At 63.0% G+C, this 9,402-nt stretch carries 10 protein-coding genes; 3 read left to right on the forward strand and 7 right to left on the reverse strand.

Going from position 1 to position 9,402, the window contains the following annotated elements:
• On the forward strand, positions 1-1,566 hold a 1,566-nt coding region (locus AC1DX0_RS25310; protein WP_477357234.1), incomplete at its 5' end, for an FAD-binding oxidoreductase.
• Positions 1,567-1,581: 15 nt separating this feature from the next.
• Positions 1,582-2,205 carry a hypothetical protein gene (locus tag AC1DX0_RS25315; RefSeq protein ID WP_477357236.1) on the forward strand — a complete coding sequence of 208 codons (624 nt, stop codon included), beginning with the start codon at positions 1,582-1,584 and terminating at the stop codon, positions 2,203-2,205.
• A gap of 3 nt (positions 2,206-2,208) precedes the next feature.
• Here the strand turns inward: AC1DX0_RS25315 and AC1DX0_RS25320 are convergent, their stop codons facing one another.
• The 3 genes from AC1DX0_RS25320 to AC1DX0_RS25330 form a co-directional block, all read right to left on the reverse strand.
• A complete protein-coding gene (locus AC1DX0_RS25320; protein WP_477223560.1) occupies positions 2,209-2,730 on the reverse strand; it encodes a hypothetical protein in 522 nt (173 codons plus the stop codon).
• Between the two features lie 141 nt (positions 2,731-2,871).
• Positions 2,872-4,002, reverse strand: coding sequence for a hypothetical protein (locus tag AC1DX0_RS25325; protein ID WP_477223559.1), 1,131 nt, complete (start codon positions 4,000-4,002; stop codon positions 2,872-2,874).
• A gap of 6 nt (positions 4,003-4,008) precedes the next feature.
• Complete coding sequence (locus tag AC1DX0_RS25330; RefSeq protein ID WP_477357238.1) at positions 4,009-4,443, reverse strand: hypothetical protein; 435 nt, start codon at positions 4,441-4,443, stop codon at positions 4,009-4,011.
• Positions 4,444-5,343: 900 nt separating this feature from the next.
• Here AC1DX0_RS25330 and AC1DX0_RS25335 point away from each other — a divergent pair.
• Positions 5,344-6,282 carry a diacylglycerol/lipid kinase family protein gene (locus AC1DX0_RS25335; protein WP_477223583.1) on the forward strand — a complete coding sequence of 313 codons (939 nt, stop codon included), beginning with the start codon at positions 5,344-5,346 and terminating at the stop codon, positions 6,280-6,282.
• An 8-nt stretch (positions 6,283-6,290) separates the two neighbouring features.
• Here AC1DX0_RS25335 and AC1DX0_RS25340 read toward each other — a convergent pair whose 3' ends face one another.
• From AC1DX0_RS25340 to AC1DX0_RS25355, 4 genes are all read right to left on the reverse strand, one after another.
• Entirely contained in the window at positions 6,291-6,797 is a 507-nt protein-coding gene (locus AC1DX0_RS25340; RefSeq protein WP_477223558.1) for a DUF6790 family protein, read from the reverse strand.
• 123 nt (positions 6,798-6,920) lie between these two features.
• Positions 6,921-7,838 (reverse strand): NAD(P)-dependent oxidoreductase, encoded by a 918-nt coding sequence (locus AC1DX0_RS25345; protein WP_477223557.1) that lies wholly within the window; start codon positions 7,836-7,838, stop codon positions 6,921-6,923.
• A complete protein-coding gene (locus AC1DX0_RS25350) occupies positions 7,835-9,049 on the reverse strand; it encodes a mandelate racemase/muconate lactonizing enzyme family protein (protein ID WP_477223556.1) in 1,215 nt (404 codons plus the stop codon). The genes AC1DX0_RS25345 and AC1DX0_RS25350 overlap by 4 nt, the downstream gene beginning before the upstream one ends.
• Positions 9,046-9,402, reverse strand: a 357-nt coding sequence (locus AC1DX0_RS25355; protein WP_477357240.1) for a GMC oxidoreductase, incomplete at its 5' end; no start/stop codon positions are given. The genes AC1DX0_RS25350 and AC1DX0_RS25355, both read right to left, overlap by 4 nt.

Below are 9,402 nucleotides of genomic sequence, written 5' to 3' on the forward strand. Positions count from 1 at the left end.
GTCGTCGGCGGCGCGGTGCTGTGGGGCGGCACCACCATGGCACGGCTGGCGCGCGGCCCTTCGGGGCCGAAGAATGCCGGCCGCATTGCCGACATCGACGGCATCGCCCTGCCGCTGAAGCCGATCGCCAGTCCGCCGGCCTTTGACCCCTCGCTGCCATGGTTGGCCAAGGGCGGCGACATCAACGATGCCAGCGGCCTGTCGCGGACGCCGGTCTATGGCGTCGTCGAGGTCAGCGAGGAAGACCACATCGCCAGGGCGCTGGCCTTCGCCCGCGCCAACGGGCTGAAAGTGTCGCTGGCCGCGATCCGCCATTCGATGGGCGGGCATGCCTTCGACGACAATGCGCTGGTGCTCGACCTCAAGAAATTCAACAAGGTCGGCGTCGATGCGGCGGCCAAGACCATGACGCTGCAACCGGGCGCGCGCTGGCACGATATCCAGAACATGCTGCATCCGCGTTTCGCGGTTAAGGCGATGCAGTCGACCGACATTTTCTCGGTCGGTGGTTCGCTGTCGGTCAACGCACATGGCATGGACCATCAGGCGGGCTCGGTGGCGGGTTCGATCCGCTCGATGCGGGTGATGCTGGCCGATGGGTCTGTGACGACCTGCTCGCCAGGCGAGAACACCGACCTGTTCCGCCACGTCATCGGCGGCTACGGCCTGTTCGGCGTGGTGCTGGAGGCGACGCTTGAGATCGTCGACAACGCCGTCTACCGGACCTCGCGCGAAATCATCAAATCCGACGACTTTCCAAAGTTTTTCGCCGAGGTGCTGGAGCCGAACAGGGATATCGGCCTGTTCTACGGCCATCTGTCGACAGCCCCGGGCAATTTCCTCGAGGACATGATCGTCTACCGTTACGACAAGGTGGCCGAGCAGCCGCCGGCGGACCAGCCTGATATCGGCGAACCGGGCTCGGTCGGGCTGAAGCGGGTGATCATCAACCTGGCGAAATGGGGCAGCGTATTCCAGGAGCTCAAGTGGTTCACCGAAAAGACGCTGGAGCCGAAATTCGAAAGCTGTACGGTGGCGCGCACTTCAGCGATGGCGCAAGGCGAGGCCTGTCTCGTCACCCGCAACAACCCGATGCACGATTCGGTGCCGTATCTCTTCAACGATTTGGCCGAAGAGACCGATATCCTGCACGAATATTTTATTCCACGCGCCGCGTATAATCCATTCATCACCGAGGCTCGCGAGATCCTGCGCAACCAGTCGCTGCCGGTGCTCAACGCCTCGGTGCGCATCGTCCACAAGGAGGATGTGGCGCTGACCTACGCGCCGGAGCCGGCCTATTCGCTGGTGCTCTACATCAACCAGCCGACCGATGCCGACGGCAATGCGAGGATGCGGGTGCTGACGCGGGCGCTGATCGACGTGACRATCAAGCATGGCGGGCGATTCTTCCTGCCCTATCAGCTGCATTACACGGCCAAGGAGTTGCTGGCGTCCTATCCCGAGCTGCCGGCCTTCCTGGCATCGAAGCGGCAATATGAYCCGACGGARCTGTTTTCCTCGACCTTCTAYCGTGCSATCAARGCGCTGAGCGGGGTTGCGTAGCAGGAGAACAAATCGATGCGGATGGTATCGGCGGCAGCCCTCACTCTCATCGCGCTGTGCGCTGGGCCGGCCGGGGCCGAGGACCTCAAGGCGTTCAAATTGACGATCGATGGTGTGGCCGTCGACATCGATCCCGGCGAGAGCACAACGGTGACGCTGCCCGGCGGCAAGCAGAGCAAGGTGACGCTCCAACGCAACGACTTCGCCACCTTTTCCGGCGACAGTTTCTCCTTCATCCATCCGAGCACCATTTCGGTGACCAAGACCGATCTCGGCGAAAACATCACGCAATATCTGATGGCGTCGGCGCTGGGCACGATCGTSRTYSTGCAGGAATACGGCAAGATGAACCCGGTGTCGCTCAACCAGCTGATGCTGCAGGAGATGACCARGGAGTCGGTGCAGGCAGGTGCCGAAGTGACGCAGCAGCCGACGACCCGCAAACTCGCCGACGGCAAGGAACTGACCGGCATCCGCGCCGAGGTGAAGACGCGCACCGACACCGCATATTTCGAGATCGTCGGCTACGGCCTCGCCGATCAGGGGCTGTTGTTCATCACGCGCGYCGGCAGCGAGGACCTGGGCACCGAACAGCCGCTGATCGACAAGTTCTGGGAGAGACTCAAGGTCAAGATGTAGGGACTAAAGCCCCGTCGGCACCAGGCCGGCCAGCCAGTTCACCGAGCGTTTTGCCGCGTCGGCGGTCGCGGAAGCGGCGCGGCCAAGATCGGTCTTGACCACGGCATAGCCGTTCTTGGTGCGATAGAGCACGCCGGTGCCGCCATCGACCACCTGTTCATAGGCAACGGGCCGGGCAGCGTCYGCTTCGACGGCCGTCGTCGGCGTGCCGACCGAAACGCTCGGCCGGTGGCTCAGTTCCGGCGGCAGCGGGCTTTCGGTCCTGACGATCCTGCTGGCCGGCTTCAACTCCGGGCCGGATGCGATGGCGGCGAGGTGCGAGGACGACGACGAGCCCTTGGTGCGGCAGATGCCGGACACCAGCGGATAATTGAAATTGCGCTGGTGCAGGATCTGGCTCTTCATCGCGGCTTCGCATTCGGCGATCGTCGACCATTTGGCCGGCGTCTCGCCGATATATTCGCACAGCTTGGCGTCGCAGTCGCAGCCGACAATGGTCATGGCGACAAGGGCGGTCTTGATCACGGTCTTGTCCCTTCGAGATGCCCCCCGGCAGCTCGGTCATTTCCATCGCGCGCGAACAAGGCGGGATTTGGCCGCGATTGTGGAATGAGCGTGGCGGAGCGCTCTGGGTGGCCAATCTTTGCGCGGTGTTACCGAAAGGTCTCAATAATCGTAGACGTGTTCGAGTTTTGCGCCTGCCTTCATCAGCGATGGCAGCACCAGATGCAGCTTGCGAACGGCAACGACCATTCCGGTGCGGCGCGTCGATGGGTCGGCCGGCAGCGGATAGCTGAACAGGATGCGCATGCCTTCGGGTACGGCGATCGAGTCGGTCGAGAGCATGGTGACCATGATCTCGTCATTGCCGCCGATCTCGACGAAGGAGACGCCCTTGTCGATCAGCCGCGGGATCATGTCGGTGAAGACCTGATAGCGCTTGGTGACGAAGATGGTGCCATCGGTGCCGTAATCGCGCTCCAGCAAGGTGTCCGGCTCATTGCGGGTGGCTTCGCCGACCGGACCCTTGGCCCAGACATGGATGTCGAGCAAGGCCGGGTCGGAGGTGGCGGCAAGCGCCTTCTTGATCAGGTCGGCATAGCCCTGCTTGATGGTGTCGGCGAGACCGAAGGCGAGCTTGCGTTCGCTGGTGCGGATGGAGCTGTCTCCGGGCGCCGGCTGCACGGCAAACAGGCCGGCGCGCTTTTCGGCATAAGGGAACTGGTACCACGGCACCTGGTCGAGAAAGCCTGCGTAGTCCGCCGCCACCTTGGCCTGGTAGATGTCGGCGGCGGTGCGCTTGGCCGATGTCGCCTCGGTGATGCGGCCGACGGTGTTCTCATAGGCCCATTGCAATATATGCTCGATCGAATGGCTGGTGCCGATGATGACCAGCATCTGATGGTTGGCATAGTTGAACTTGTAAGGGGAACTGGCGCGGATCACCGTGGCGTAGTCCTGCCAGAAGCGGCCGACATAGGACCAATAGGGAAAGCCGCTCGGCTGGTCCTTGCCAACGAAGCCGGCATATTCGCGCGCGGCATAGACGATCGCCCATTCGGGATAGGTGAGGAAGGTCGATTCCTCCGGCCGCTGGTAGCCGGGGATCTCGGCGCGGACCTTGTCGGCCAGCGCCTTGGGCGGCGCGCCATCGGCAATGCCGGGCAGCGGCGTCTTGTCGAGCGACGGCGTGGTCAGGAAGCCGTAGCTCAGCCCGACGACCGGGATGAGGATGGCGACGACGATCAGCCAGAGGATCGTCTTGATGAGGCGCTTCAGCCAGCGGAACAGGAACATGGCCGGTCAGGCCGTGGCGAAGTGGTCGTAGATGCGCTTCGACAGCCAGAAGCCGACATAGACGGCGAAGCCGCCAATGACGAGGTGCGGCAGGTTGGCGAAGAAGCGGGCSGGGAATTCGATGTCGTTGAGGGAGCGGAAACCGTTGATGAAGATGCCGGCATCGAGGCAGCCGGAACCGGTGATCAGCCCGAGCACGCCGTCGAACAGATAGACCGAGCCGAACAGCTTGAAATAGAACACCGCCTGGCGATGCGAGATGAAGGCGGCAGCCAGCGCCCAGACGCCGGAGAAGGCGTGCAGCAGGTCRTCGTACCATTGCAATGAGAACAGGCCGAACAGATTGCCGTTGGCATCGTTGAASGCCGGTATGTAGCCGATGGCGACRACGSCGAAGAACAGSAAAGCATAGGCAACGGCAAGCTTCTGGATAAGCGTCATGAAGTATCCCCCTTCAAGAGACTGCTTGGAAAGTCACTCCGGCGGCCATCTGATGGCGTTTTCTGCGCTTCCCCGTTCTACTGCGTCGCAGTAGAACTGAGCTCACGGACTCATGTCCGCTGCGCTCCGGTTCTCGAAACCACCACCATATGACTCGCCAGAGCAACTTTCGAAACAGTCTCTGATCGCGTATCGAACGGACTCTATCTGCTCGATACTAACCGATTTTAGCGCCTGGTGAAGCGGTGCCCGCAACTTTGCCGGGAAAGAAGCTGAGGAGGATAAAAGACAGTCGGCGCCGGGATTTCTCCCAGCGCCTCCCTGTCAGATCAGGACACGGTCGCGGCAGCAACTTCCGTAAAGTCGTCGCGCCATGCCGGCCTTGATTTTGACGGTCCTGCCAGTCCGCCACCCGAGAGCAGCGTCCGTTCGGGACCTCGCCGGTCTCCGCCCTTGCGGGCTTTGCCCTGCGGCCATCGAAGGTTTTTGCCGTCCTTCATGGCAGCATCGGTCCGCCGTCGGCGTTGGCACGCTTTCCGCGGCCCCGTAGGTCTCGGCTTCCGTCCCTCGAACAGGCAAGCCTGCTCTCGTTTCGGGCCGTACGGGCCTCAGGAAATCCGCCTTTCACTTCGCCTTTCGGCTTGATGATTGGTAGCCGCCTGAGATGGGTTGAACTTACGCGGGGTAAGGGTCCGGGGGAATGGCCCTGGGCCTGTGGATAGCGGGATTATCGGGGACTGTTTGCCAAGGACGCCGAAATTTCGGCGCCGGTTGCCTTAGACAGCGTGCCCCGCTTTTTGGTGCTCCGACCGACAGCCCCCCTTGCTCCGCCGGCGGGCAGGGGTTTCAATGCCGGCAAACGATCGGGCGTGTATGTCCGGCGCCGGGGAGGGCGAGTATTTGAAAGTCGGGGTGGTTCTCAATCCGATTGCTGGTGGCGGCCGGCTGAAACGGTGCTGGCCTGAAGTCGCCGCTTCGCTGAAAAAGCATTTTGGCGATTTCGAGCTGCGCGAGACGCAAGCCGAGGGCGATGCCGAACGGCTGGCAATCGACCTTGCCGTCAGCGGCTTCGACCTGGTGATCGCGGCAGGCGGCGACGGCACGGCGAGCGAGGTGGCGGACGGGCTGCTGCAGGCGTCCGAAGAGAGCGGCAAGACGACCGAGCTTGGCCTGCTGCCATGCGGCACCGGCATCGATTTCGCGCGCGGGCTCGGCCTGCCGAAGGACGTGGATGCGACGCTGAAGCGGATCGCCGAGGCCAAGGGGCGCAAGGTCGATGCCGGGCGCATCTGCTACATCGACGACCATGGCGCGCTGGCTAGCCGTCACTTCATCAACATCGCCAGCCTCGGCCTGTCCGGGGCGACGGACCGCGCGGTCAATGCCGACAAGCGCAAGGGCAAGATGTCGGCCAAGGCGCTGTTCCTCTGGCGCACCGTGGTCGAGTTCATCCGCTACCGCTTTCAGGATGTACGGATCACCGTCGATGACGGCACCCCGGTCGAGGCGCGCATGGCGCTGGTGGCGGTGGCCAACGGCAAATTCTTCGGCGGCGGCATGATGATCGCGCCCGACGCCGAACTCACCGACGGAGAGTTCGACATCGTCATCCTGCGCGCGGCGGGCAAGCTGAAGCTGATCTGGGACATCCGCCTGCTCTATGGCGGCCGGCACCGCAACCATCCGGCAATTACCATATTGCGCGGCAAGAAAGTAGTGGTCGAACCGCTCGGGGATGTCGAGATGAACGGCGCCTTGGTCGATATTGATGGCGAGTCGCCAGGACGTATTCCGGCAACCTTCGAGATCCTGCCCGGAGCGCTGACGCTGAGATATTGAGGCTCTGGCTAAGCCGGCTTGAAGGCTGTCGCGGCGAGGTACAGCGCCAGCACCACGAAGATGAACAGGTCCGAGATCATGGCGATGTTCTCGTTGGTGTTGCGGTCGCCGTTGCGGACATGCAAGGCGCCCGCCAGGCCATAGAACAGACCACCGGCGATTGCCGCCGGCACCACCCATTCGCGGTTCAGCAGCGACACGGCGCCCAACATGCCGATGGCGAAATTGCCGAAACCAAGCTCGCGAACGATGACCTCCGCCGCCTTGTCCTTGATGCCGAAAATGGTGTCGGCGGTGAAGGCGGGGTTTGCCATTTGCCTGATGCCGGCAAGCAGCAGCCGCGTGCCCACTCCCCAGAAGACGAACCACTTGCCGATGAGAAAGACGAGGCCAGCGCCGCTCGGGAATGCGAGGAATTCGATGAGGATCGAGGCGACGGGAAAGACACCCATCAACAGCACAACAACCGCCAGATACATGAACCGCCCCCAAAGCCGCCCGGCTTTCCGCGCCATGGGGTTATCTGAGCGGAGCTGAGGTTCCGAATCAAGCGGCTGCGGGATTGATTCAAGTCTTTTCGAAACTGAATCCGGCTATCGATTCAAGTTAATGAAATTGCTTGGTTTTCCGACCTCCGGTCAAAGCTCCAGCTTGGCTGGGAAACCGGGCGCACGCAGGTCGGTGCCAACGGCATCCTCGAGAAGTTTGACGATCTGCGTCGACCAGGCGCCACCGCCATAGGCTTCCTTGCCCCGCTCGAAAATCGCGTTGACGCGCGTGGCGAGATCGAGCGGCACGCCGAAATCCTTGCCCATGCCGAGCGCGAAGCCGAGGTCCTTCAACGCCAGGTCCATGGTGAAGCCGATGTCGTAGGAGCCGTTGAGGACGAGCTGGCTTTCGGTCTCATGGACGAAGCTGTTGCCGGAGGAGGCAACGATGGCGTGGTAGGATTGGGCAAGGTCGAGCCCACCCTGCTTGGCCAGCATCAGCGCCTCGCCGGCGGCGACGAGATGGATGAAGGCCAGCATGTTGGTGATGACCTTGATCACCGCCGCAGAGCCGATCGGCCCCATCAGGAAGGACTTCGCGCACATCGCTTCGATGGCCGCGCGATGGCGTTCGTAGAGGGCGGCATCGCCACCGACCAGCGCGGTGATTTTTCCCGCTGCCGCCAGATGCACGCCGCCGGTGACAGGGCATTCCAACGTCTCGACGCCCTTGGCCGAAGCGAGGGCGGCAAGGCGCACGATCTCGTCGCGGCCGTTGGTCGACATCTCGATCCAGGTGCCGCCCTTCGGCAGTCCTTCCAGCAGGCCGCCGGGGCCGGTCAGCACTGCTTCGCTGACCTTCGGCGAGGGCAGGCAGGTTATGGCATTGCCAGCCTGCGCCGCGGCCTCGGCAGGGCTGTCGGCAGCGGTGGCGCCGAGCGCCACGAGGCGCTCGACGGCGGCGGGGTCGCGGTCGAAGACGGTGACGGCAAAGCCGTTGCGGATCAGGCTGGCGGCAAGGTTGCCGCCGAGATGGCCGAGGCCGATGAAGGCGTAGCGTTCGCTCACGGCATCAACGGTGTCTGCATCATCTGCAGGTGCAAATCCTTGCCGGTATAGGGATGGGCATCGCAGACCGCCTCGTTGAGCTCGACGCCCAGCCCCGGTTCCTTCGACGGGATGACGTTGCCGTCCTGCCATTCGATCTTCTTCTTCAGCAGCGCGGCGTGGAAACCGTCCCACTGCTTCAGCGATTCCAGGATCAGGAAGTTGGGTAGCGTCACCGCCAGCTGGATGTTGGCGGCACCGACTATCGGCCCGCAATAGCAGTGCGGCGCGATCTGGATGTGATAGGCCTCGGCCATCGCCGCGATCTTCTTGGTTTCCAGAATGCCGCCGGAGCGGCCGAGATCCGGTTGCAGGATGGTSGCGGCGCGGTTCTCGATGACGCGGGCGAATTCGAACTTGGTCGTCAGCCGCTCGCCGGTGGCGATCGGGATCGATGTGCCTCGCGCCACCTGCGCCATCACTTCGGGCATGTCGGGCGGCACCGGCTCCTCGAACCACAAGGGATCATAGGGCTCGATGGCGCGCGCCATGCGCAGCGCGCCCGATGCGGTGAACTGGCCATGCGTGCCGAACAATATGTCGGCGCGGGTGCCGACCGCCTCGCGGATCGCCTTGACCATGCGGGTGGCGACATCGATGTCGACCAGGCGCGGCTGGTGGCCGTCAAAGGCGGTGTAGGGACCTGCCGGGTCGAGCTTGACGGCATTGAACCCCTGCTCGACATATTCGAGCGCGCAGGCCGCCGCCATTTCGGGGTCGTTGTAGACATTCCTGCCGTCCGGCGCGTCCTCGGAATGAACACTGCCGGTGTGTGGATAGAGATAGGTGTAGGAGCGCAGCGTCTCATGCACCTGGCCGCCGAGCAATTTGTAGACCGGCTTGTTGGCCTCCTTGCCGACAATGTCCCAGCAGGCCATTTCCAGCGCCGAGAAGCAGCCCATGCCGGTCACGTCGGGGCGCTGGGTGAAGCCGGAGGAATAGGCGCGGCGGAAGAAGTTCTCTATGTCGTGCGGATCGTGGCCGATCAGATAGCGCTCGGCCATGTCCTCGACCAGCTTGGCCGTGACATGGGCGGAGAAGGTGGCGTTGTAGGCTTCGCCGTAGCCGACCACGCCGCCATCGGTGGTCAGCTTGACGAAGATGAAATACTTGCCGCCGATGCCGGGCGGCGGGTTGCCGACAACCCAGGTCTTGACGTCGGTGATYTTCATTTTTGRTCCTCCAGRACCAGTTCGGCGCCCTTCCAYCCGGTCAKGATMGAGGCGGCGTTGGTGTTRCCGGTGATGTTGTCGGGAAAGATCGAGGCGTCRATGAYGCGCARGCCGTCAAGGCCATGCACTTTCAGGCGAGGGTCGACGACGGAGCGCTGGGGATCAGGCCCCATACGGCAGGTCGAGACCGGGTGATAAACGGTGCCCGAGCGTTTCCTGAAATCGGTGATCAGATCGGCGTCGGACTGGATCGATGGGCCGGGCAGGACTTCTTCCCTGATGATTTCCGCCATCGCCGGCATCGAGGCGATCTTGCGCACGAACTTCACCGCCGCCAGCATCTCCTCGACATC

The sequence above is a fragment of the Mesorhizobium sp. P3_A9 genome (genome assembly GCF_056402975.1).

What these genes read in the sequence shown, in the direction of transcription:
- AC1DX0_RS25340 (WP_477223558.1), bottom strand. Translation starts at nt 6,797, where the DNA reads ATGGCGCGGAAAGCCGGGCGGCTTTGGGGGCGGTTCATGTATCTGGCG.
- AC1DX0_RS25325 (WP_477223559.1), bottom strand. Translation starts at nt 4,002, where the DNA reads ATGTTCCTGTTCCGCTGGCTGAAGCGCCTCATCAAGACGATCCTCTGG.